This window comes from Paenibacillus sp. FSL H7-0918 (genome assembly GCF_038007025.1).
In the GTDB taxonomy this organism is placed as follows: domain Bacteria; phylum Bacillota; class Bacilli; order Paenibacillales; family Paenibacillaceae; genus Paenibacillus_AQ; species Paenibacillus_AQ odorifer.
Genome location: NZ_JBBOWJ010000004.1, coordinates 72,314 through 95,321, shown reverse-complemented (window position 1 = coordinate 95,321; position 23,008 = coordinate 72,314). Strand labels below are relative to the sequence as shown.

Below are 23,008 nucleotides of genomic sequence, written 5' to 3'. Positions count from 1 at the left end.
CGGCTATGTACAATAAGTTCACTGAATCGGGGCCTCAGCCTAGTGTACACTTCACCACTGCTCGCAAGGCGGAACCGGGTCCTAATGAATTGTTCATTACCAACCGTTTTACTTTAACGGGAACGGTAAAGGACCCATCCTGCTTGCAGCTTTTTCATGGGGCATGCCATTTACCAGGGCATTATCCTTACTCCAGTGTCGGAGTAGTGACTAAAGCGGGGCTTGGAGCAGAGCATCGCGTAGGCCAAGCTCTTGTGTTTTCTCCTCATTATACAAAGGATGTATGTGTCCCTCTGCACAGTGGGGTGGATGGTCAGATCTTTATTTCCAACGACTTAGACCCTGTGACAGCTGCGTTTGTTCCTATGTTTTGTGTGGCACTAAATGTGTGTGAAGAGCTGGCAGATGAAGGCATTAAAACGGTGGAACTGTGGGGAATGGGACTGCTAGGAAAGCTTTTATTAAGGTTGCTTGAGCAGGATGAAGATTTGAGCTTCAGTGTTGAAAAGAAGGAGGCCAAGGATGAGATTTGGGCCGGGTTAAATAGCGGTGTGTGGGACTGCGAGGAGAGAGCCATTGTTGCACTTGATTCGGACCTGCTCTCGCAGGTTCAACGGCATTCGGCTTTAAAAAACGATCCACCAGACCAGCACATACAATTTATTGATCTGACAAGACCTGGAATACTTAAGGAATCCATAACGCATGACCGTATTCAGGAAATCTCTCGCAGAATTGGGAAGCAAGAGCTTGAAGTAACCAGCCTAATTGCCCAACATATTCATGCGGAACATATGGAGCAATTTATCAGGCAAGCGGCGGAAGGCTTTTTTGAAGGGAAAACTGTAGTCTATGACTGGTAGAGGAGGTTCGTCATGCAGTTGACACAAGGTGTTATGGATGTACCCGCACTCGATATTGCATTTTCTGAGCAGGAGCGGCGTATCATTATGGAGCGAATTGATGATTGTCTGTCGAGAGGAGCGTTGAGTCAGGGTAGGTATGTACAGGAGCTGGAGGAACGTTTTGCCCGGTATGTAGGAGTTACTCATGCCATTGCGGTTAATTCGGGTACAAGTGCGATTGAAGCGGTAATGAGAGTGCTCGAAGTAAAGGGGCAGGAAGTGCTGGTTCCGGCAAATACGTTTATTGCCACGGCTTCCAGTGTCCTGTTTGCCGGAGGGCATGTTCGCCTTGTTGATATTGATCCCCGTACATTCTCGGTGTCGCTGGCTGAAATAAAGAAGCAGGCCACAAGTCGTACCCGAGGGGTTATTATCGTACATATTGGCGGAATTGTTACACCGGAGATTGAAGAAATCAGGCAATGGTGCGATGAGCAGGGGCTCTGGTTATTTGAAGATGCCGCTCATGCACATGGCAGCAGGATGGCTGGAAAAGGTGCGGGAGCTTTCGGAATTGCCGGAAGTTATTCCTTTTTTGCCACGAAAATCATTACCTCGGGGGAAGGAGGGATCATTGTCACAAACGATCATTCAATGGCTGAGAAGCTGCGAATGTTCCGCAATCATGGCAAGCCCCAGCCCTGGGAGACTTACCACACCTCGCTTGGCAACAATTATCGAATGAGTGATATCACAGCTACGATAGCGCTTACCCAGTTTGAGCGACTCGACGCGATCATTGAACAACGGGAAGCGATCGCCAACCGTTATACTTCCTTCTTTACGAAAAATCTTCCTGATTTCGAGATTGTGATGCCGCAGGACAGATGCAGTTGGTATAAGTACATTGTTATAGTGCCTTTGGACGTTGATAGTTCCGATTTGAAGGACAGACTCAAGGAGAAAGGCGTTTCGCTCCAAGGGGAGGTATATGCAACGCCGCTTCATAGGCAGCCGATCGCTGCTTCCCTACAGTTCAGTGGGGAATATCCGCTAGCGGATGATTATTGTCGGCGTCATATCTGCTTGCCGATTTATCCCAATTTGACTGATGAGCAGATCGATTATGTTTTGGCTGTATTCTTAAGTGTGGTCGCAGAGTTAAGGGGGCAGCAATGAAAGAGGGCATTATTATTGATAATCTGAGAAAGGTCTATCGCGTCCCTGTAAGAGAACATGGGTTAAAGCATGCGTTTAAAAGTCTGATCAAAATGGAATACAACGAAGTTGAGGCGGTAAAAGGTATCGACCTCAGGGTTGAGCCGGGAGAAATTGTCGGGTTCATCGGACCTAACGGCGCGGGAAAGACAACCACGCTGAAGATGCTCTCCGGTATCCTGTATCCGACATCAGGCGACATTTCCGTCTATGGCTTCAAACCGTGGGAACGCCAACATAAGTTTCTGCGCAACATCAGTATGGTAATGGGGAACAAATCGACGTTAACCTGGGATATTACGGTCGAGGACTCTTTCTTTGTGATGAAGGAAATATACGGAGTCTCTGATGCTGATTTTAAACAAAGACTCAATGAGCTAAAAGAACTGCTGGATATAGGGCATCTGCTTAAGAATCAGGCGCGGAATCTCTCTTTGGGAGAACGCTCCAAGTGTGAATTAACAGCAGCGTTGTTACACCAGCCACGTGTATTGTTTTTGGATGAGCCTACTTTGGGGCTAGATGTCAGCATGCAGCTGCGGCTTCGCAGTTTTATCAAGGAGTATAACCAAAAACATGAGACAACCATCCTGCTTACCAGTCACTATATGGAGGATATTTCTTCCCTTTGTAAACGGGTTGTACTGATCAATCAAGGCAAGCTGTTATACGACGGATCTCTGGAGCAGCTGAGCGGTAAAATAGCTCCCTACCGCATTCTCAAAGTCAGTTTTATGGATGAAGACGTAACGGGCACAATTGAAGAGCTAAAGGAGAAGTTTACTGACAGCTTGCAGGTCATGGAGCTTGCGGAAAGCTACGTATTGTTTAAGATTCAGAAGGAAGCTGTACCTGAGATTGTTTCAGAAATCTTTAATAGCTATTGCATTGGAAATGTAACAATCAATGATGCTCCAATCGATTCTGTAATTGATGAAGTGTATCGAGAGGGGAGGCTCCTTTGAATTTTCGCGGAGGCTTTGCGCTGATACGTAGGACTATGTTCGGGTTTATGGCTGAGAAAGGGTTTTTCTGGACATTGACGCTTGGTTGGATGATGGGACCTATCATCTATATGTTTGTTTGGACCGTTGCTGCGGGGGATGGGAGCATAACCGGGTTCACTCAGCAGGATTTTGTGAGGTATTATATTCTGTTAATTCTTGTGAACCAGCTGACCTACCCTACCTCACACTGGACGGTCGGCGATCAAATCTATGGCGGCAAGATGTCGATTGTATTGTTGAGGCCGATATCGCCTTTTTACGATGTGGTTGCGTCAGATTTGGCTGTCAAAATCGTCTGTATGCCTTTTGTTATATTTGTTGCCGGCGTGGCTGCCATTTTTTTGAACTTCAGACTGGCTATATCCGGTCTGGACTTGCTGGTGGCCGTTTATCTTCTTCTCATGGCTCAAATAATCAGATTTATGCTGGCCTATACACTTTCCCTGTTTGCATTTTTCACCAATAAAATCAAGTCCTTGCTTTCTATTAACGACACCCTGGTATTTTTGCTGGCCGGACAGGTAGCGCCTTCGTCGTTGCTTCCGGGATTTATGCAGGATATCTCGGATTATTTGCCTTTTCAATATATGATCAGCTTTCCGATAGAGTTTTCCCTTGGAAAGTTGGATCATTCACAGCTTGTTTTTGGCATAATTGTTCAATTCATTTGGGCGGTCGTTATCATATTGTGTAACCGTTTAGTGTGGAAAAAAGGGATTCGTGCATACATGGCCGTGGGAGGGTAGGGAACATGCTGAGATATATGCGTTTGCTGAGATTGTTTTTCTCTACAGCGCTTCTAAAGGAAGCGTCATTCCGCGGTGACTTTCTAATCAAAATTTTGTATACCGCAATTAATTTAACCGGGACGATTGGCGGGATCGCGATCCTCTTTTCCAACACAAATTCGCTTAACAGTTGGACTTTTGCGGATACGCTGGCATTATCGGGCGTTTACTATTTTATTTTGGCAATGAAAAATCTATTTGTTGGTCCAAGCCTTGGCTCATTAGCCGGGATGGAAGGGGAGCTATGGACTGGAGGATTTGATTTAACACTGCTCAAACCGATTGAGACCCAATTTTATGTGAGCACGAGATACTGGTCTCCGCTTAATCTGTTTGATGTTATGGTGGGAGTAGCGGTGATGGTGCTTGGCGTTTCTCAAATGCAAGAAGCGATAGGAATATCCACTTGTCTGATGTTTGTATGGGCCATTTGCAATGCTTTACTGCTGTTGTACTCAATACTGCTATTATTAAGCTCTTTGGCGTTTTGGTATGCCGGAAGTCCGATGTTGAGTATATTCGACAGTATCATGCAGATGGGTAGATTTCCGGTCAATGTATATCAGAAACCAATCCAATTGGCGCTTACCTGGATCGTTCCTGTCGCCTTTATCGTTTCTATTCCTGCAGAAGCATTAGTGGGCAGGGTAAGCCTGTCCTATTTATTCGGAGGCAGCTTGCTAGCTGCGGTTTTGCTAATGTTAGCCAGTGCGTTTTTTAAACGAGCAGTGAAAAAATATGCAAGTGCTTCAAGCTGAGGAGGATTCTAAGTGGACACTTCTTCCATATTTGATTTGATTTATTTCAATTGCTTGAATAATCCAGGGCTTACGGCCATTGATTATGAAGGATCAACGATCTCTTATGAAGAGCTACGGCAGGAACTGGAGCACAGTAGTGAGAAGCTGGATCTCGCGGGGATCCGGCCCGGGCACAGAGTTGCCTTAGCCGTTGCAGACAAATCTGCTTTTATCATGCTGTGGCTTGCATGCTGGCATACGGGAGCCGTTCCGATCCCATTTGAACCTGTGAAGAACTTACCGGAACTGGAGAGAATGCACTCGTCAAGCCATTGTCAGTATTTAATTTGCGATCCAATTGATTCGGAGGGCAGCAGTCAGCTTGAGCTCGTACTCAGAGTACCGATGTTTATTTTTAGGACTGCAACGCTTTTTTTACAGGCAGATAAGCAGTCTGATGAAGATATTGCTTTGAATTTTTATACCTCAGGAACGACTGGACCGCCTAAATGTGTACAGTTCAGCCATCGGGCCATCTACAATAATGTAATGGCTATCTGTAGAGGGCTTGAGATTACTGCAAACGACAAGCTGTTCACACCGATTTCGCCGTGGCTGCCCGCGACGCTAACCACTGTAGTCCTACCGGCCCTCTGTGCCGGTGCTACATTAATCATGTCGAAGGGAACAATGCCTGCTAGAATTTGCGAGCAGATCAATCGCAAAGAGGTAACGATTCTTTTTGCGGTTCCCTATATGTATGCCTTGCTTAATGAGTCAGTCGTGTCATCCTCAAGTGTAGCTTGGGATAAAGTGAGACTGTGCATCAGCTGTTCTGCCCATCTGGACGCAGCGACTTTTAATGACTTTTATAAGCTATCGGGCAAGTCTATCCGTTCATTGTTCTGTTCATCCGAAGGTGGGGCAATTGCCTATAATCCTTCAAATGAGCAAGAACTGATCAGAGATTCGGTGGGACAGCCACATCTGGGAGTTTCTATTCGGCTGCTTGACCCGGAGGGGCACGAGGTTGCTCATGGAGAGGAGGGAGAGATATGGGTCAGCGGCGCTCATATATCGTGCGGGTATTACGGGCAGCCAGAGTTGCAGGCAGAGGTCTTTCAACAGGGTTGGGTACGTACGGGTGATCTGGGAAGGTTGGATGAGGCTGGGTATCTGTATTTGTCGGGGCGGCTTTCTGATAACATCAATGTCGGCGGACATTTGGTAAATCCGGCAGAGATTGAACAAGTCCTGCTGCTCCATAACGGCATTAAAGAAGCACTTGTATATGGTGTTTCCGATAAATACTATGGCAGCAAGCTGATTGCGGAGATTGTTCCGCTGGATGCCCAGGTATCAGCCGATGATATTATCAGATTCTGTTCAGCGAGACTTGCGGCATATAAGGTGCCTAGAGTAATCAAGTGGACAGATAACATTCCCAAGGGTCGCTATGGGAAGAAGCTGAGAAATCAGAATCAAGCAGCCAGTCACATCCTGACGCCATGAGATTTCTGGTGACAGGTTGCAGCGGTTTTATCGGGAGCAGGTTAACAAGCAGTTTACTGGAACAGGGACATGCTGTCAGAGGGCTTGTATTGCCGAAGGAAAAAGGCGTTGGCGAAACACTTGCAGAATTGGGTATGGAACTGTGGGTAGGCGACGTTCTGAACCCTGAAACGATGGATGGCATAGGGGAGGATATTGATGTCGTCTATCATCTTGCCGGCAAACATTCTGGTTCTGTGTCCCGGATGAGGCAGCTTTATGTAGAGGGGACGCGGAATCTGCTGGACCAACTTTTGCGCAGCGGAACGTATGGCAAGTTCATTGTGGCAAGCAATGGGGCTGTATATGGAAGCGACAACGTTTGTGTGGCCGATGAATCTGTACTGTGCCATCCCGTTCATCCATTTGGAAGAATTACACTCGAAATGGAGCAGCTGGTCCAGCAATACTGCACCCATGCGAAATTTTCTTATATCATTCTCAGGATCGCTGAAGTGTACGGCCCGCTTGAGCATAATTATATCCGGCAATTAATGCGCTGCACTCAGATGCTGGGGAACGGACGCAGTTACTCATCTAAAGTGCATATTGACGATGTTATTTCAATGATGCAGTTGGCCTGGAGCAATCTTATTGTTCAAGAGATTTATAACGTGAGTGATGATCTTCCTCTAACACAGGAGGAATTGATAAAAGAGGTTCGGAAATATGCTCAACTGTCTGAAATACAATGGATTTCTCCTGAGGCTGTCACTGAGCGTATCAGACTAAGTATACATGGTTTACGTGCCCTTTCCGTACGTATGGGAAACGAAAAGATAAAAAAGAATGCCGATGTACGGCTGGCATACCCTACTTACGCCCATGCGATTCCTTATTTAATCGAAGAAATGTCCAATAGAAGCGAGGTGAATAGTTTGTGAGTCCGCCAAGAATTATGCTTCTTCCAAGCCCCCCTAGCTCCGGTTCTGTAGGATCAGTAAGCAAAACGCTGGGCATTGCCAAGGTTCTGCAAAGCCAAGGTTGCACGGTCAGCTTTGTGATTGGCGGCAAGCTTGCTGAATTTGTCCGAGCCAACGGCTTTCAGGTTTATGACTATCCGATTCCGCTTCCTTCAGCGAATTCCGGAGATGTTCGCAGTGCTGCCGATTATGTGGAGTGGACAGGGATGGCAGAATCGGGCTTTATCCGTCAAGCGGTTGAGGCTGAACTGAAGGCGATACAGGCTTTTAAACCCAACGCTATATTTGCCGAGTCTCGTCCGAGTGCTTCCATTTCAGCTGCCGTGGCCCAGATTCCCGCTTTGATGATTGCGAGCTGGCCAAGCCATCCAGCCTTCCCGGCCAACCTACAGTATCCGGGATCTGCCAAAGCTATCGCCGCTTTTAACGAGGTGTTGGCGGATTATTCACTGGATTCTGTTTCCAATCTGGCTGAATTATTATTTTCAAGAGCAACGATTAAAATGGCACCGACACTACCGGAACTGGAGCCGGAGCTGGCTGCGTTGAAGGAGTGCGATTTCGCCGGTTACATTCTGGATTTGGAGGCAAGACAATCTTCAAATCTGCAGTGGCATCCGGACTGGCAGGACAAGCCGCTAATTTTTATTTATTTAAGCGTTAGTGCCATTCCCCCTTTAATTTATATTGAGCTTGTCAAAGAGATCTTTGACAAGCAACCCTACCGTGTTGCCTGTTTATGCGGATTTCATTATGAGCTTAAGGCGCTTCCTGACCATACCGACAATATTCAATTCCATTGGTTTATCCCGGCTGCTGAAATTATGCCGGAAGCAGCTCTGGTAATCTTTCATGGCGGACAAGATACTATGCTTACGACAATGCTGCATGGACTTCCGAGCATAACCATTCCCGGTCAACATTTTGAACGGGACTATAATTGTACGCAGCTCCAAAATCTTGGGCTCACTTATAAACTACCCGTTCAAGCATTCAGACCAAGCCGTATCCGTAAGATTGTTGAGACAGCGTTGAACGATAATTTGGCTGAGCTTCGCGGGCATTATAGGTCCAAGCTGAGGACTTTAAGCGGAACTGAGAATTGCTGTGCTGCATTGATCGCACTGGCACAAAAAAATAGCTGGCAGGTGTAATTTATGAAGATATCTGTTCCATATAACGGCGATATCCAGCTTATTGACGAGCTGGGCGGATACGAATATATCAGCTGCTTCTTCGGTGGTTCTTCTAAGGAGGGCTGTGGAAGCGGAAGATCGGCTGCGGCAATGCCGATAAGTACGCGGAGCGATATTGAACAAGCGGTTAAGCGGGCCCATATGTACAACAAAGAGTTTAACTATTTGATGAACAGTTCCTGTCTCGGCAACAGGGAATATGAGGATGAAGGCTACCGACAAATTGTAGATCAAATGGATTGGGCTGCTGAAATAGGTGTAGACTGGATCACCTTAGCCAATCAGCTGCTTGTGGATATTTGCAGGAGAAGACATCCTGAGATCAAAGTGAGCTTGTCCTCCTTTGCGGTGGTCGAAAGTGTGGAACGGGCAAAATACTTTGATTCAATGGGCGTCAAAGAGATCACAGTGAGAGAAAATATAGCCAGAGATTTCAGGCTGCTTGAACGTATACAGAACAGCGTTGAATGTGATATCCAGGTCATTGTCAATCAGACCTGTCTCTATGAATGTCCAATGCAGGTCTATCATGACAATGTAATGAGCCATGGCTCATCCAACCGTGGAACGGATAACCAAAGCTTTATGGATTATTGCTCCGTCAAATGCACTTACGAGAAATTTAATGATCCAGGGAATATCATGAAGGCGCGCTGGATCAGGCCGGAGGATTTGGCGGAATATGAGAAGATAGGCATACACCGGTTTAAGCTGACAGACCGGTCAAAATCTACTGCCTGGCTGTTGCAGGCGGCAAAAGCCTATCATGATAGGCAGTATCCGGGGAACTTGGCTGATATTTTGAACATCGTTCACACCAACCATCGCAGAGCCGCCGGTGCGGTTACACGAGAAAAGGCGGTTTTTTCCCGGCAAACGCAGCAGAGCCGCCAGAGCATCCGTGCCCTGACCTTATTGGATGTTTATCTTGACAATTCTAAGCTGCAAGGTTTTATTGATTTTTTCAAAGAAGTCGATTGCCGGTCGCTGGATTGTGCGGTATGCGGGTATTGCGATCAATTTGCCGTTGAAGCCCTTTCGTTTCCTGATCCTTCTGCCCGGACCAAGAGCTTGAACATGCTGCAGCAGCTGGTACAAGATACGGCAGAGCGCCAACCAAAGGTTTTCTGAGAGGAGATATAAGCATGCAGAACAAGGAGATTCTGGGTAAGCTGGCCGCTATTTTTTCAGAGGTCTTGAGCAAGGAGGTTACAATGGAGGAACTGGATGCGCAAGCGGATTTACTTGAAGCGTTCCATATGGATTCACTGATTGCTTTGCAGATTATCGTTAAGATTGAACAGCAGCTTGGAATCGTCATTGAAGATGATGACCTGGCACTGGAACTATTAAATGATACCGGAAAATTGACGGCATATATTGAGGGACAGTCGGAAAGGGTGAGCAGCTGACGATGAATCTTTTGTTTCTTTCTGAAGGTGCTTATTTTGCCTATTATCAAGGGGCCGTCAAGGCTAACCGTGCAGTATTCGAATCCCTGGCTGCCAGGGGACATCAATGTAGAGTAGTCCATCTGGTAGACCAGGAAGATTCTCTGTTACAGGTGGAGGAACAGCTGCAGGAGCATGGGGTAAACGATATTATTCGTTCCGCGCATAGTCTTCAGGGTACAGTAAGTGGTGTAGAATGCCATTTCACCACGAGTGTTATGCTGTTATACAGAACAGCAGGGGATTTGATGAAAAAAGGCAAGCCGGACGTGGTTCTTGTGAATATGGCTTACCACACCATGGTTGCTGCGGGAATAAAGCTCGTGGCTGGAAGCGCAACAAAATTGGTTGTGATTTGTCATGATGTGATCACTCTCCCTTTTGGGCCGCATAGCTGGATCGAAAATCCGCTGCTCCGACAGGAGCTTGCCCAGGTCTCCGGCTTTATTGGTGACAGTGATTTCGTAGCTCATAATATCACCGAATGGGGTAGTTATACCAATGCTGTTTCGCTACGTTTCCCAATTTATGGGGATGGTATTTTTCCAACCTTTCATAATTTCAACAGAGGATACATCGCGATATGCAACCCTACAGAGATAAAGGGTTTATCCATTTTTCTGAAGCTGGCTCAAGCTTTTCCGGACTATCCTTTTGCTGCGATAATTACATGGGGCGATTTGAAGCAGGAGGAACAATCCGCTTTACGTGCTCTGCCTAATGTGACACTGCTTGAACCGGAGCGCGAGATGAATTTGATTTTTGAACAGGTACGAGTGTGGCTTCATCCTTCCATCTGCGCTGAAGCTTTTGGGCAGACAGTAATTGAAGCGATGCTAAGAGGTATTCCTGTTATTGCAAGCGACCAAGGCGGCCTCATGCAATCGAAATGCAAGGTTGACTATAATCTTCCGGTGACGCCGATTACGGAAACTTACAAGGATGAAGCAACAGGACATACAATGCCGGTTATTCCCGAACAGGATACTGCCATATGGGTGGAGACTTTGCAACGGCTGCTGACGGACAGGACACTCTACGAATCCATTTCTGCAGCCTCTAAAGCTGCCGCGCAGGAATTTATAACGGAGGCCCAGCCTGAAAAATTCGAACTGTATCTGGAGAATATGCTGCAATCCGAAATGTCAGCAAGGTGAGGTGAAGAGTGTGGAAAAGACATTGGATACATCCGCCATTTCCGTTACATTGCTCGACTGTCTTCATCGCGCTTTAACAACAGGAGATATTGAACTTTGGCTGGAGACCCAGTATTTCGAAGATGAAATGGAAGCTGAATCACAGCGGGCATGGTTCCATGGGTATTTACAAAAAACAGTTCCGACTTGCATAGAATTTAACGTGCGAAATGTCAGAATAAGTCTTGCTGAAATTGTTGCTGCCTGTACTTTGACCTTTACTTATGAAGAGTTTGACCAGCTAAAGGATGAGCATATTTATACTATGCGCTATGTTGAAGACAAAAAAGAATGGAAGGTTGTAACGATCGAGAAAAGCTGGCTACCGTTTGGTTCGGCCGAAGCCGATCTAATTTATTACGATACTTATTCCATGACTGATCTCTTCTGGTGGACCAATGAAGCGGAATTGGAGATTGTTAGAAACAGCAACGATCCTCTGCCGGCGAATTTATACGCTCGGGCAATTCCACGAAATATACGTTCCCGGGAAGTGCACTCTGAATTGGAATGTGCGGCCATTCTATCCAATATGCTGTCTTTGCGCGTAGCTGATCTGGCAGCATTGCTGTTTCAGCCAACCGCTCTAGGGACGCTGGAGTCCTTATATCATTTTGCAAGTGAAAATATCAATTTCCAGATTGAGCGGCCTGATCGTAACAGCAGCTGGTCAAGCAAATTTACTGCTCCAACGTTTAGTTATGATGAATTGTTGACCTTGGCTGAAGATCACTTTCCATTAACCGCTAATTGTACGCCGCTTATGTCATTTTATTTTGCGGTGCTCCGATTATGCGGCTTGGCGGCTTCGGATATCGTCCAGCTCCGTTTAGTTAATTACGATTGTTTGCTCGTCTCCATCACTGGAGAGGCATATCTGTTTTTCACAGATCGGATTGTTAAATTAAATGCAGGTACTTACTATTATCAGACCGAAATCAGCAAGCTGTTCAATGAGAGGGAGTATTGGTCTGCTGCCGGAAGTTCGAATTTATCAGACCGGATGGTGGAGCAGTTAAATAACTGGTTCAAGGATGGTATTGTATTTAAATTCTCGCGTCCGCTAACAACGGGAATTAGATATATGGATGAATGCCCAATGCCCAGTTTAAAAGAATGCGCCGACCCGCTGCAACTTCATCGGTTGCTGCGTCAAACGATGCTGAGATATAGCTGCAATCTGCCGGATTCTGTATATACGTACGCCAAATATGCTTATCAGACACTATTAGTAACAAAACCGCAGGCTTATGTTCTCGCATCTATGAATAGTCCGCTTATTCGTCAGTTCCTGAGCGACTATAATACGAGACAGCATTTTTTTGAATATGTGGATTTATTGAAGAAGAAATCCATATTTCGGGAACACGACCGACTGATGACTGCGGACCAAGTAATACGTCACGGTACCGCCGATCCTGCTTCCCTTACAGTGTTGGTGTATGTCTGGTTAAATCAAAGCCACCAGTCTCAAGGCGGGGTTTGTATAACTGATGAAGATAGCTATTGTTTTTTTGAAGGAGAAATATGGAGCGGCAAAAAACGAAAACCAGCATCAAAGATGCAAGGAAATCTGTTAGTAGCTTTTAACCATGAATCATGCTTCAGTGAGCTGATGAACATTTCTGAAGCGAAGACCGAATGGATAACATTCATACGGCAGCATATGACGATGTCTCATGAAGGAGCCGATCACATTGAATGACTGGATTAAAATTCAAGGTGCGAGAGAAAACAATCTGAAAAATATATCTCTGTCTATCCCCCGAAACAAACTAGTGGTGTTAACTGGATTGTCTGGTTCCGGCAAATCAACGCTTGCCATGAATACCTTGCAGCAGGAATGTCAGAGGCAATACATGGATTCGCTCGGTATGATAAGTGATTTTATCCACAAACCTAAGGTTGATTCTATTGAAGGGTTGTCGCCTTCCATCTGTATTGACCAGCGCCACACTAACCGAAATCCCCGGTCAACCGTTGGAACTACAACGGAATTGTACACCTTGCTTCGTATATTGTTTACCAAAAGCGGAGAAAGACCTTGCCCTAATTGCGGAAGCCAAGTCAAGGGTCCAAGTAGTGCTGACATCTGGCAGGAAAACTATGAGTCGATCGAAACAGAGATTAAAGATCTTCCTATGTCCTATTCCGATGAGGGCAAAGCCGTGTGCCCAGAGTGCAGCCATGAGCTTAGAGCATTGACCATGTCCCATTTCTCTTTCAATAAACCTGAAGGCGCATGTCCGGTTTGTATGGGCTTGGGGGTTGAACGAAAACCGAATTTACAAGAAATTTTCAATGACAGCCTCAGCTTGAAGCAGTGTGCACTTAAGGGGAGCAATCCTCATGGAGCACAGTTAATGGCCGATAATTTGGTTGCAGCCGGTAACTATTACGGATTTGTGTTTGATTCTGATAAACCCTTGAGAGATTTGGGCACGGTCGAACGGGATCTGCTGTATTTCGGTGTATACAGCCAGCGATTTATCAGGCATTTTCCTGAGAAGACCCCTCCAACTTATGCTGCAGAGGGAAGGTTCGAGGGAATTCTGACCAACCTGGAACGCAGATACAAGGAACGCGGACACGAATCGGACTATCGAGAGAAGATTGAAAAATTCTTTCATCTGCAAGAGTGTTCGGATTGTCACGGTACGAAGCTGAACACAGACAGTCGAGCGGTTACGCTAGCCGGGAAAAGTATCACCGAAGCATCTGCAATGCCGCTCTTCCATTTGCTTGGCTGGTTGCGTAAAGTGTCCGCTCAACAGCTAGAGGGAAGTCAGGATCCGCTTATGAACATCGTTTCCGAAATGGAAAAAAAGCTGGCTCGCTTGATTGAAGTGGGTGTCGGCTACTTAAGCTTGGACCGATCCACCGTTTCTTTATCTCTGGGAGAAATGCAGAGGCTTAAGCTCGTCTCATTAATCGGAGCTAGCTTAACAGGAGTTTTGTATATTCTCGATGAACCGACAATTGGCCTTCACCCGATAGATACCGAAGGCCTGCTCCGGGTGCTCCGGCAGTTGCGTGATCTTGGAAATACGGTTCTAGTTATCGAGCATGACCCGGATGTTATGCGGGCGGCCGATTACATTATTGATATCGGACCGGGTGCGGGCAAGCAAGGGGGAGAAGTGGTTGCGGCTGGCTCCGTGCAGCAGCTGATTCAGTGCAGCAGATCATGGACCGGGCAGTATTTCGCTGGTGAAGATACAGTGGTTCTTCCTGAACAGCGCCGTAGAGGAAACGGGAAATGCATTGAGATTACAAACGCCAATCGCCATAACCTTAAGGAGGTAAGTGTGAATATCCCGTTGGGCAAGCTCGTTGTGCTGACCGGGGTATCAGGGTCGGGGAAATCGACTCTTATGTTCGACGTCCTGGCTCGATCCGCACAGCTTCATTTTACCCAAAGCACCGAGACTGATGCCTATGCAGATGTTAAGGGCTGGGAGAATGTGCATAAGGTCATTAGCTTTGATCAATCCCCTATCGGTCAGACTGCAAGATCAAACGCGGCAACTTACACAGATGTGTACACGGCGATAAGGAATATTTTTGCTGCGCTGCCTGAAGCGAAAATGCGTAATCTCCAGGCCAAACACTTTTCTTGCAACGTACCCGGCGGCCGATGCGAACGCTGTCAGGGAGCCGGGCTTGTGCAAGTGAATTTGCAATTCCTACCGTCGGTTGAGACCCCATGTCCTGTATGCCGGACCAAACGATTTAAGCCGGAGATTCTGGATGTAAAGTATAAAAACCATAGCATTTCAGATGTATTGGCTTGCTCTGTAAAAGAAGGGATGGAACTGTTCGCGGATGAACCATCCGTATATAACAAGCTGGATGTGATGTGCCGTATTGGGCTGGATTATTTAATTCTGGGCCAGCCGGCAACCACTTTGTCCGGCGGGGAGGCACAACGGGTAAAGTTGGCCAGAGAGCTCTCCAAAAGCAGTAGACACCACACCTTGTACTTGCTTGATGAACCAACAACAGGCCTGCATCCGCATGATGTGATTAAGCTGATTGATATGCTTGGGCAGTTGGTCGACTCGGGTAATTCTGTCGTTGTGATAGAGCATAATACCGATGTCTTAGTCATGGCGGACTGGATTATTGACATGGGGCCGGAGGGAGGCCTGGAGGGGGGACAAGTCTTGGGTGAAAGCACACCAGAGAACATCGCGGAAATCAAGAATTCCAAAACAGGTCGAATTGTAAATCAGCTTCTCAATCAATATCAACAAAACTTAGAGGGGGAGTATACGTGTTAATTCTTGGTTTAAGCGGTGGGCTAGGACATGATTCAGCGGCATGTTTGGTTCATGATGGCGTTTTGGTGGCCTATGCTGAGGAGGAGCGTTTTTGCCGAAAAAAACATGCTTACGGAGAGCCCCCGGTTTTGTCGCTCCTCAATTGTCTGTCACAAGCGGGCGTTGCTTTTGAAGATATCGATCTGATTGCTTTATCATGGGACCCGCAAAAAGCGGAAGAATTGGGGATATTGGAGAAATTCAAGAAGCACCCGGTATTATCAGGCAAAAAAATGCCCACTATCATTTCGGTCAGCCACCATTTATGCCATGCGGCAAGTGCCTACTATTTATCCGGGTTCGATGATGCGGTGATTTTGGTCATGGACGGACAAGGAGACGATATTTCAACCACAGTAGCCTATGGGAAGAATGAGCATATTGAGGTTAAGCAAGAATACGGAATTTCACAATCGCTTGGATTTTTTTATTCCATAGTCAGTGATTATTTACAGCTTGGAGCATCGGGAGAAGGAAAGCTGATGGGATTAGCCTCTTATGGAGAGTCAGTCTATGACTTTTCTGTACGGTTGACGGAAGACGGGTACGAGATTCCTATCGGAGAACCTGATAGTTCGCTTGGTTTGGAGGATAAGTATAACAAGCTGACCCGAATATGGATGAAGGAAATGTACCGTAAATTCGGTGATCCTCCAAAACGTATCTATAGCAATAATACACTGTATGGCGGGCTCAATTATACGGTCGAATACAGCAAGAAGCACAAAGATATTGCCGCATCGGCGCAGCAGGCGCTGGAAGACACTATTGTGCATCTTTGCCAGCAGACCATCCGGCAAGGCAACAGTAAAAATTTGGTGATAGGCGGAGGTGTTGCTCTCAATTGTACGACGAATGGAAGGCTGGAACGCCTCGGAATGTTCGATGAAATCTTCGTATTACCGGCAACCAATGATGCTGGGGGCTGTATCGGAGCTGCCATGATTGCCTCTAAAGAACGTTCCGTTCTCCCTGTAAAGGGCAGACTGAAGACTCCTTACTGGGGAATTTCCTATGATGACAACCATATATCGGAGGTGTTAAAAAAGCTTGGTTTGAAGTATAACTATTCATCCGATATTTGCCGGCAGACGGCAGAACTGATTGATAGAGGTAAAGTCATTGGCTGGTTCCAAGGCGCAGCCGAGATGGGGCCAAGGGCATTGGGCAATCGTTCCATAACAGCCAGTCCTGCAAGTTATGATTCATATGTAAAAGTCAATCAAAAAATCAAATTCAGAGAATCCTGGAGACCTCTGGCGCCAAGTATTATGGATGAACATTCGGATTGGTTGGTGGAGGAGGCGCAGTATTCGCCGTATATGCTGAAAGCCTACACAGTCAAAGAAGAGAGAAGGCAAGCTGTTCCTGCCATCGTGCATGTAGATGGATCCACTAGACCGCAAACGGTCCGAAGCGAGGTGAATCCGGTCTGGCATCAGCTTATTGCCGAGCATTATAAGTTGTCTGGAATTCCGCTGATAATGAACACATCGCTTAACACACGAGGAGAACCGGTGTGTGAGACTCCATACGACGCCATCAAAACCTTCTATACCTCCGCTATGGATGCGCTGGCGGTCGGCAATTTCTTAATCGAAAAATAATACGGGAAACGAGGGGATTTGACCGTTATGAACAGAGATGAGGAATATATCCAAGCGACAGTGATGGAACTAATCCGCAAAAATGGAGCCTTACCCACAGTAGAACAGAAAGAGACGCTACAGGCTGCTGATTTGAACAGAACTTTAAGCGAATGGGGAGTTAATTCGTTTCGGGCTTTATATCTTCTGTACGATTTGGAGGAGGTCTTCCGGGTTCAGATTCCAGACAACTGTCTCACTCCGGAGACCTTTGAGTCTCCCCTGACGATTATTAACTGTCTTAAAGTGTTGCTCAATGATAAGGCAATTTCCTGATGCATGATTTTTAATTCCAAGAATCGGGAGGATGAAGTATGACTCGAGGTTTATCAAATTGGGAAGCGCTGCTGCAGGCCGAGCGAATGCATAGAAGTCTCCCTCCTATCCGTGCTGATTCCGATTTAACTGATATTCCGCTGAGCGGTGCTCAGCGCAGATTATGGTTTTTGCATCAATTGAACCCTACCAGCTCCGCTTACAATATGACGATACAATACCGCTTGAAGGGTTGTCTGAATTATAAACACTTGACTGAATGTCTGGGTATCTTGAAGGAAAGGCATCGAATTTTAGACACTGTATTTTACGAAAAAGACGGGGAACCTTACCAAAAGACGGTTCCACAGCCCGCAACGGTCAGGATTGAGCGTCTGGATTGTCTTGAGTCAGAGATGGAGAAACAGGCGCTGGATTGGTTGGTAATGGAGATTAATAAACCGTTCGAATTAAATGGAGGCTCTTTATTTGAGGCGGTACTGGTGCAGATGAGCCCAACCGAGCATTTACTGATATTTCGTTTCCATCACAGCATTTCAGATGCGTTGTCTCTGGATATTTTTACAAATGAATTCAGGGAGATCTACAACGCTTTGGAAGAAGGCAGGGTGGCACGCTTGCCTGAATTGCCGGTACAGTATTCTGCTTATGCGGTCTGGGAACAAAAATATATTGCAAATGCCGGCAATTCAACACTAATGGATTATTGGAGCAACAAGTTAGCTTCGGCAGATACGCGGCTTGATTTAAATCTTGCGGCAATGCCTGAAGCTGCTGGACCAACCGATTCGGAGTGCAATTATGGGGGAGAGTTGCCGCAGGATGCCTATAATGAAATGCTGGATTTTATAAAACGTCACCCCGAATTCACGGTCTATAACGTTATGCTGGCAGCCTACCGGGTCCTGATGTTTAGATACACCGGTCAGTCTAACCTGATTATCGGCTCAACCATGGCTAACCGTAACCGCATTGAAGTAAGGAATCTTATCGGTTTTTTTGCCAATACGTTGCCACTCACCACCAATGTGCAGACTGAAGACAGCTTCTTTGAAGTTTTGAATAAAGAGAAAGAAACAATTAATGAGGGCATTGCCTATCAACAAGTCTCTTTCGACAAGCTGGTCAGTATTATGCATCCAGATCGCAGGCCAGGGGAAAATCCGCTGTTTCAAACGATGTTTACTTATGTGCAGAGCGGCAAAACGGATTTGGAGTTATCCAACCTAACTGTTGAAGCGTTAAAGGCAGATAAAAGCTCTTCGGCCTTTGACCTGACGATTGGGCTTAATGATACCGGAAGCGGAGTGCAATTATTTTACGAATACAACAATGATAAATGGTACGCGGCCTCATTGAGGCAATTCCATTACCACTACATTAACATTCTCCAGCAGCTGCTGCAGCGACCGGAGGCTACGGTTAGCAGCCACATGTTTTTGACCGCGGAAGAAATCAATAAAGTGATCTACGAATGGAATGATACTTGTACCGATTTCGGCTGTCTGGACAGCCGAAGGTTCATAAGCCAGATCAAAAAACAAGCTGAGAAGCATAGTCATCTGCGGGCTGTATTTTTGAGCGAAGAAGACAACATGAGTTATGAGGAGCTTGATCTGGCCTCAGATATGCTTGCTTCGAGGCTGATGCAATTGGGGATCGGGCGTGGCAGCCTTGTTGGATTGGGCTTGGAGAGATCTGTTGAGCTAGTCACCTCAATTCTGGCGGTAATTAAATGCGGCGGGGCATTTATGCCGCTTGATCCACAGCTGCCCTCCAAACGTCTGGCCCATATGATTTGTGAGTCGTCGTGTGCACTGATCATCACCCAGGAACAATATGCGGCTCTGTTTAAACCGATGCATAAGGTGGTCCTCGTCGGGATTAGCTCTTATTCAGCTGACTTAAGGTGTGAAATTGTGCACAATGAGCCGGCCGAGCCCAGCGATTTAGCCTATGTTATCTATACTTCCGGTTCAACCGGAACCCCGAAGGGCGCGATGAACAGCTATGAGGGATTATACAACCGGCTTCTTTGGATGCAGCGGCAGTTTGGTTTGGATGAGACCGATAAAGTGCTGCAGAAGACACCGCTCACTTTTGATGTGGCAGTATGGGAGCTGCTGTGGCCATTACTGCATGGAGCGGAATTGGTATTAGCCCGACCGGATAAACCGCATGATCCCGAATATATTGGGAATGTGATTGTCGAAAGGCATATTACGACCATTCATTTTGTTCCGGCCATACTGCAGCAGTTTATGGACTCCGTTCCAATAGAAAACTGCATTTCACTTAAAAATGTCATTTGCAGTGGAGAAGAGCTGAGTACCACATTACGTGATTCTTTTTTCTCTAAATCCGCTGCGCGTTTGTTCAACTTGTACGGGCCCGCTGAGGCAGCCATTGATGTAACCTGCTGGGACTGTGCGGAAGGCCGAGGCCATTCAAGTGTTCCGATCGGCAAACCGATTTCCAATCTCCGAATTTACATTCTGGATAAGTATCTTCTGCCGGTTCCCGTTGGGGTTTACGGAGAAATATGTATTGGCGGAATAGGAGTGGGCCTAGGATACATCGGAAATGAAGAGCTGACTAACCGCAGTTTTGTACCCAATCCTTACTCCAGACATCCTGCTGCTGAACGTCTGTACCGCACAGGAGACATGGGCAAATTCCTCGAAGACGGCACGATTATTTATGGGGGAAGAACAGATCAACAAATCAAGCTCAACGGTGCGCGGATAGAACTGGGTGAAATCGAGGCCGTATTTCGCCGTTACAACCGGATCAAAGAGATTCTTGTCCATCCGCTGAAGCAGAATAACGGGGGGCAGCTTATGATTGCCTATTATGTGAGCGATGAAGAGATTGCTGCTGCGGAGCTGCGAAACTATGCGAGAGCGTATTTGCCGGCCTATATGATTCCTGGCATCTTTATGAAACTTGAGAGATTTCCGTTAAATCGAAATGGCAAGGTTGATCGCCAGGCGCTTCCGCTGCCTGATGTGAGATTTAAAGAAGTGAGCAGCGCTCTACTTCCTAAAAATGAGTTTCAGGCAGAGATAGAATCTATCTGGCAAGAGTTGTTGAGTTTGGAGGGCCGTGCGATCGGCGTTTCCGAGAATTTTTTTGATCTGGGCGGCCATTCGTTATTAGCTCTAAAGCTAGTTAGTATTGTCAACAAAAGATTCAATACAAACATAACCATTATGGAGTTGTACCTAGGCGAATTTACGATTGCAAGAATGGCGGACATGCTGTCTGAACCGTCCTCAGCTGCAGCCCAAGGACAGCTGACGAAATCAGTGTTATCTCAATTAGGAATGTCATTGGAAGAAATTTTGCAAGTAGGCGAAGGAACATTAGGCCAGAGATAAATGATGGACAGGGAGGATATGATGGACCAAATACAACAGCGGGTGGAGGTATTGCTGCGCCTATTTGTAAAGTGTGATATTTCCTTGGAGCCCGAAAGTGCGTTCACAGATCTGGAAATGGATTCGCTTACTTACATCAAATTTATTGTTGAAGTTGAGCGGGCGTTGCAATTGGACTTTGATCCTTACCTTTTGGTAGCAGGACATTTTCCTACGGTTGGAGATTTAACGGCATATCTCTGGAGTAAAAATGGTGAAGGATGTGCCACAGATGCCTAACCTGCCGATCAAGTACCCTATGGTGAACAGCAGCATGAACAGTTCTCATCTGCTCAGTGTAGTGGAAGTCTGCTCTAGTAAGATGGATTGGCTGCATAACCATTATATTCATTTATATCTTGGAGCGAATATGGATGTGATGGATCTTGAATTTCTGTCACCCGAGCAATCTTTGGGGCATTTCCCCTATCTGAATTTTAAAGAGATCAGGCTTGGTCCTGAATGTGTTGCTGTAAAACAGATCTTGGATTGTCTTGCCGAGAAGGAGTATGTCGAAGTAAGCTTGGATGAATTTTATATAGAAGGTAAGCACTATTTTAATAAGGTTCATTTCGAAAGGAATTTTATGATTTACGGCTATGATGATCTTAGTCATACATTTAGTATTGCTGGCTCGGATTACGATAAAATCTTCGAGTTTCATGAGCTTCCCGCCGATCAGATCATATCATCGCTGCGCGCTCATGCATTCGAGCGGCATTCGATTCGCTCTGTCCGGCTAAATGAAGCTGATAAGATGCATTTTGAGCCAACTACACTGATCGCAAGCCTAGGGGATTATTACTATTCACGCCAGCCGAAAACCATGGTAACCTGCCCGGAAACAGATGGAGGTTCGTGTTGGGGGATGAAGGTGTATGGGGCGCTGCTAGACTATTTAGATAGGTTGGCGCGTAACGAAATTTTCTATTGTGTTCGTCCGTTTCATTTACTCTGGGAGCACAAAAAATGCATGGTTAACAGGCTTGGATATTTGTCTCAATGTGGATATAACCTTTCTGATTTCATTATGAAAGGCTATGAGGATATATACGAAACCACTCTTATTCTCAGAAACATTTTGGTGAAATATCATCTTGAGCCTGACCTTAACCTGTTGCGGATCGCTGCACGCACAGTGGAGAGTATCGATGAGCAAGAGCGCGCGCTTCTGTCAGCGCTTTTGAAAGAGTTTAGTACTGTAATCAGCAAAATAGAAGAAAAGGAGAATTCTCGGTGATACCCGATAAATGTGAAGTTGTTATTATTGGATCTGGAGCAGTCGGGGCATGTACAGCCTACTATTTAGCCAAAAAAGGGATAACCGATGTGGTAGTGCTTGAGAAAAGCGGAAGTTTAGGCGGAGCAACCACATCTATCTGCGCAGGCGGGATGCGAAGTCAGTTTACAACGGAGATAAATATTGAATTGTCCAAGTTAAGTTTTCGATTGCTGGAGCAGCTTGATTCGTATAACCTTGTTCAGGATGAAATGGACCAGTGCGGATATATGTTTATTTTCACGGCACAAGATAATCTTTCCGAGTTTTATGATGCGATGCTTTTGCAGCAAAGGTTGGGTGTGCAAACGGAATGGATGGAGCCTAAGCAGATTCAAAAGAAGCTGCCGATGCTGGTTCTCGAGGATGTAGCCGGTGCAACTTACAATAAGCAGGATGGATTGATCGACCCCAATAAGATTACAAACGCGTATATTCGGCTCTCCAGAGAGCTGGGTGTCAAATATTATCCTGGAGTCGCTGTAACGGACTTTATTACTGACGGTTCCGCGATACAGCAAGTGGTAACGTCAGAAGGAGCGATAACTTCGCGAGTTGTTGTAAATGCTACAGGCCCCTGGTCCAAATTTGTGGCTGCTAAAGCCGGAATTGAGTTGCCGGTAATCCCCTGCCATCAGCAGTTGTTGGTTACAGATGTGCTCCCATGGCTGCCCGCCGATTTTCCCGTTATTGTGTTCCCCGGGGAAGGTCTAGGCTTACATAAGGAGACAGGCGGTCTGTTAACGGGCTTGAATAAGCCCTTTGTTGCAGGGGTATGCGAAGATCCGGATTACAACTACTCAGACCCGGAATGGGAATATAAACATCTGGAAGCTGCTCTTCGTCGACTGCCTCGTCTCCAGGAAGCAACCATCAAATCCTGCTGGGGAGGGTATTATGATGACACGCTGGACTCCCATCCGGTGCTGGGCGCTGATAACAAAATCCAGGGGTTTTACCATGCGTCAGGATTCAGCGGACATGGTTTTATGCACAGCCCGGCCGCCGGACTCCTAATCAGTGAAGAAATAGCCGGGAATTCCGCACAAACATTAGACATATCATCATTGCGGTCCAATCGCTGGCTAACTGCAGCAGGCAGAAAAATTAATGAATGCTACAAGATTTAGAAGTATAGGAGGTTTATTGAA

The 23,008-nt window shown here is 46.3% G+C and carries 19 protein-coding genes; all 19 read left to right on the top strand.

What is annotated here, in order from left to right; all coding sequences use genetic code 11:
* The first annotated feature begins 5 nt into the window (after positions 1–5).
* From MHI15_RS25420 to MHI15_RS25330, 19 genes are read left to right on the top strand one after another with little or no spacing between them, the layout of a single operon-like run.
* Positions 6–863 (top strand): hypothetical protein, encoded by an 858-nt coding sequence (locus MHI15_RS25420; protein ID WP_076129929.1) that lies wholly within the window; start codon positions 6–8, stop codon positions 861–863.
* 12 nt (positions 864–875) lie between these two features.
* Entirely contained in the window at positions 876–2,024 is a 1,149-nt protein-coding gene (locus MHI15_RS25415) for a DegT/DnrJ/EryC1/StrS family aminotransferase (RefSeq protein ID WP_218641646.1), read from the top strand.
* Positions 2,021–3,028, top strand: coding sequence for an ABC transporter ATP-binding protein (locus MHI15_RS25410; RefSeq protein ID WP_076129930.1), 1,008 nt, complete (start codon positions 2,021–2,023; stop codon positions 3,026–3,028). Before MHI15_RS25415 ends, MHI15_RS25410 begins: the two co-directional genes overlap by 4 nt.
* Complete coding sequence (locus MHI15_RS25405; protein WP_038570104.1) at positions 3,025–3,816, top strand: ABC transporter permease; 792 nt, start codon at positions 3,025–3,027, stop codon at positions 3,814–3,816. Before MHI15_RS25410 ends, MHI15_RS25405 begins: the two co-directional genes overlap by 4 nt.
* A 5-nt stretch (positions 3,817–3,821) precedes the next feature.
* On the top strand, positions 3,822–4,616 hold the full coding sequence (locus MHI15_RS25400) for an ABC transporter permease (RefSeq protein WP_036685913.1): 795 nt from the start codon (positions 3,822–3,824) through the stop codon (positions 4,614–4,616).
* A gap of 12 nt (positions 4,617–4,628) precedes the next feature.
* Positions 4,629–6,110 carry a class I adenylate-forming enzyme family protein gene (locus tag MHI15_RS25395; RefSeq protein WP_076183229.1) on the top strand — a complete coding sequence of 494 codons (1,482 nt, stop codon included), beginning with the start codon at positions 4,629–4,631 and terminating at the stop codon, positions 6,108–6,110.
* On the top strand, positions 6,107–7,033 hold the full coding sequence (locus tag MHI15_RS25390; protein WP_076189795.1) for an NAD-dependent epimerase/dehydratase family protein: 927 nt from the start codon (positions 6,107–6,109) through the stop codon (positions 7,031–7,033). The genes MHI15_RS25395 and MHI15_RS25390 overlap by 4 nt, the downstream gene beginning before the upstream one ends.
* Entirely contained in the window at positions 7,030–8,226 is a 1,197-nt protein-coding gene (locus MHI15_RS25385) for a glycosyltransferase (protein ID WP_076129933.1), read from the top strand. Before MHI15_RS25390 ends, MHI15_RS25385 begins: the two co-directional genes overlap by 4 nt.
* A 3-nt stretch (positions 8,227–8,229) precedes the next feature.
* On the top strand, positions 8,230–9,399 hold the full coding sequence (locus MHI15_RS25380) for a peptidase U32 family protein (protein WP_341165024.1): 1,170 nt from the start codon (positions 8,230–8,232) through the stop codon (positions 9,397–9,399).
* A gap of 14 nt (positions 9,400–9,413) precedes the next feature.
* Positions 9,414–9,680 carry an acyl carrier protein gene (locus MHI15_RS25375; RefSeq protein WP_036685924.1) on the top strand — a complete coding sequence of 89 codons (267 nt, stop codon included), beginning with the start codon at positions 9,414–9,416 and terminating at the stop codon, positions 9,678–9,680.
* Between the two features lie 2 nt (positions 9,681–9,682).
* Positions 9,683–10,876: a glycosyltransferase gene (locus MHI15_RS25370; protein WP_076129935.1), complete on the top strand. Its 1,194-nt coding sequence runs from the start codon at positions 9,683–9,685 to the stop codon at positions 10,874–10,876.
* 10 nt (positions 10,877–10,886) lie between these two features.
* Positions 10,887–12,620 carry a hypothetical protein gene (locus MHI15_RS25365; protein WP_139329832.1) on the top strand — a complete coding sequence of 578 codons (1,734 nt, stop codon included), beginning with the start codon at positions 10,887–10,889 and terminating at the stop codon, positions 12,618–12,620.
* Positions 12,595–15,198, top strand: a complete 2,604-nt coding sequence (uvrA, locus tag MHI15_RS25360; RefSeq protein WP_341165023.1) for an excinuclease ABC subunit UvrA — start codon at positions 12,595–12,597, stop codon at positions 15,196–15,198. Before MHI15_RS25365 ends, uvrA begins: the two co-directional genes overlap by 26 nt.
* Positions 15,192–16,844 carry a carbamoyltransferase family protein gene (locus tag MHI15_RS25355; protein WP_076129938.1) on the top strand — a complete coding sequence of 551 codons (1,653 nt, stop codon included), beginning with the start codon at positions 15,192–15,194 and terminating at the stop codon, positions 16,842–16,844. Before uvrA ends, MHI15_RS25355 begins: the two co-directional genes overlap by 7 nt.
* A gap of 27 nt (positions 16,845–16,871) precedes the next feature.
* A complete protein-coding gene (locus MHI15_RS25350) occupies positions 16,872–17,159 on the top strand; it encodes a hypothetical protein (RefSeq protein WP_076129939.1) in 288 nt (95 codons plus the stop codon).
* 38 nt (positions 17,160–17,197) lie between these two features.
* Positions 17,198–20,539 (top strand): non-ribosomal peptide synthetase, encoded by a 3,342-nt coding sequence (locus tag MHI15_RS25345; protein ID WP_076189798.1) that lies wholly within the window; start codon positions 17,198–17,200, stop codon positions 20,537–20,539.
* A gap of 21 nt (positions 20,540–20,560) precedes the next feature.
* Positions 20,561–20,818: an acyl carrier protein gene (locus MHI15_RS25340; RefSeq protein ID WP_076129941.1), complete on the top strand. Its 258-nt coding sequence runs from the start codon at positions 20,561–20,563 to the stop codon at positions 20,816–20,818.
* Complete coding sequence (locus MHI15_RS25335; RefSeq protein ID WP_341165022.1) at positions 20,790–21,818, top strand: hypothetical protein; 1,029 nt, start codon at positions 20,790–20,792, stop codon at positions 21,816–21,818. The genes MHI15_RS25340 and MHI15_RS25335 overlap by 29 nt, the downstream gene beginning before the upstream one ends.
* Positions 21,815–22,987, top strand: coding sequence for an NAD(P)/FAD-dependent oxidoreductase (locus MHI15_RS25330; RefSeq protein ID WP_341165021.1), 1,173 nt, complete (start codon positions 21,815–21,817; stop codon positions 22,985–22,987). Before MHI15_RS25335 ends, MHI15_RS25330 begins: the two co-directional genes overlap by 4 nt.
* Positions 22,988–23,008: the final 21 nt, after the last annotated feature.

Excerpts from the sequence above, each read along its gene's own strand:
- MHI15_RS25380 (WP_341165024.1), top strand. The coding sequence starts at position 8,230 with ATGAAGATATCTGTTCCATATAACGGCGATATCCAGCTTATTGACGAG.
- MHI15_RS25420 (WP_076129929.1), top strand. The coding sequence starts at position 6 with ATGTACAATAAGTTCACTGAATCGGGGCCTCAGCCTAGTGTACACTTC.
- MHI15_RS25410 (WP_076129930.1), top strand. The coding sequence starts at position 2,021 with ATGAAAGAGGGCATTATTATTGATAATCTGAGAAAGGTCTATCGCGTC.
- MHI15_RS25350 (WP_076129939.1), top strand. The coding sequence starts at position 16,872 with ATGAACAGAGATGAGGAATATATCCAAGCGACAGTGATGGAACTAATC.
- MHI15_RS25335 (WP_341165022.1), top strand. The coding sequence starts at position 20,790 with ATGGTGAAGGATGTGCCACAGATGCCTAACCTGCCGATCAAGTACCCT.
- MHI15_RS25415 (WP_218641646.1), top strand. The coding sequence starts at position 876 with ATGCAGTTGACACAAGGTGTTATGGATGTACCCGCACTCGATATTGCA.
- MHI15_RS25345 (WP_076189798.1), top strand. The coding sequence starts at position 17,198 with ATGACTCGAGGTTTATCAAATTGGGAAGCGCTGCTGCAGGCCGAGCGA.
- MHI15_RS25390 (WP_076189795.1), top strand. The coding sequence starts at position 6,107 with ATGAGATTTCTGGTGACAGGTTGCAGCGGTTTTATCGGGAGCAGGTTA.
- uvrA (WP_341165023.1), top strand. The coding sequence starts at position 12,595 with ATGAAGGAGCCGATCACATTGAATGACTGGATTAAAATTCAAGGTGCG.
- MHI15_RS25370 (WP_076129935.1), top strand. The coding sequence starts at position 9,683 with ATGAATCTTTTGTTTCTTTCTGAAGGTGCTTATTTTGCCTATTATCAA.
- MHI15_RS25340 (WP_076129941.1), top strand. The coding sequence starts at position 20,561 with ATGGACCAAATACAACAGCGGGTGGAGGTATTGCTGCGCCTATTTGTA.
- MHI15_RS25375 (WP_036685924.1), top strand. The coding sequence starts at position 9,414 with ATGCAGAACAAGGAGATTCTGGGTAAGCTGGCCGCTATTTTTTCAGAG.
- MHI15_RS25400 (WP_036685913.1), top strand. The coding sequence starts at position 3,822 with ATGCTGAGATATATGCGTTTGCTGAGATTGTTTTTCTCTACAGCGCTT.